Below are 1,118 nucleotides of genomic sequence, written 5' to 3'. Positions count from 1 at the left end.
GGTAGTGTTTTGTTCACTCATCTTGATCTCCTCCTATTTGAGCGCAATTCCCCCGTGGCGTGAATCACGCTGGTGTTTAAATCTTTGTTTTTGTTGTTACAATCTTGTTTCTAGAGACTGTGTGATATTGACCACCTCCCCGTCTGAAAAGACGAGGAAATGAGATCTTTTTTTAAACTAAGCAGCTTTTACGACAGATCTTTCTAAGACCTGTTTTGCTTCTTTAATGAGGGCTTTATATTTTCTGTTCTCTTCATCCACTCTGAAAGCATCAATAAGACGCATATGAATTGGACCCAAAAGATACAAAACTTTTTCACCAGCGTTCATTCCCTCCCAATAGCTTGGTAAATCAAAGCGTGTATCATGATCATAATCAACCGCTTGGCTTCTTAGTTTCTTCTCACATTCAATAAAGTAACGGCGTGCTTGACGTCCTTTCTCATTGCGTTCGACCATTGAGAGCTCTTTCGCCATGTCTAATGTGAGATGGTACTCTGTCATGTTTACATTTTGACGCTCCCCCGTTTTGGGGAACGTTAGAATATAGTCTTTTGTGTGAACAAATTTATATGTTTTTATGCGGTTTTTAATCCATGTCGTAAAGTCGCGACCTACTTCTAAAAATGTATGCAATTCGCGCGCATTAACGGTTTGAACTGTTTCCTGATCAATTGTTTGTTCTGTAATTTTTATAAGAATGTTCATAATGAACTCCTATGCAGTTAGATGTTTTTCATTGACATCCAATAAAGGATGCCGGGTGCTGAAAAACACGGTGCATAGTCCGTCGTTACGCTTTCCCCATAAAGAGTATTGTATAGCGTAACTACACCCGACAAAGCCATTATATGCGTGTAACATACAACGAGTCAAAGCCTTTAATGTGCGGAAAATAAACTGTTTCGGCATTTCATCCGCTATGCATCTAAGGTGTTTTTCAAGCACCTTATTTGAGCATATATATACTGATAGTATATTGTCAATTAAAAAATTAAAAAGTTGACGCAAATAAATCATATCGATTTCATCAATAAGTTCGTATTTCTTTTCCATGATTGTTGCTCTTAATGCATGTTTTGTCTTTTAAGCTCTTGAGACAGCACACCAATTCCTTT

Annotated in this window: 1 protein-coding gene; it reads right to left on the bottom strand. The window is 37.7% G+C overall.

The window, feature by feature from the left end:
* Nucleotides 1–177 precede the first annotated feature (177 nt).
* A complete protein-coding gene (locus tag ACFIJ0_RS00975) occupies nt 178–708 on the bottom strand; it encodes an antA/AntB antirepressor family protein (RefSeq protein ID WP_375644002.1) in 531 nt (176 codons plus the stop codon).
* Nucleotides 709–1,118: the final 410 nt, after the last annotated feature.

The organism is Bartonella sp. OC68QHHN (assembly GCF_042193875.1).
Lineage (GTDB): Bacteria > Pseudomonadota > Alphaproteobacteria > Rhizobiales > Rhizobiaceae > Bartonella > Bartonella grahamii_A.
This window is presented reverse-complemented; position numbering and strand designations above follow the sequence as displayed.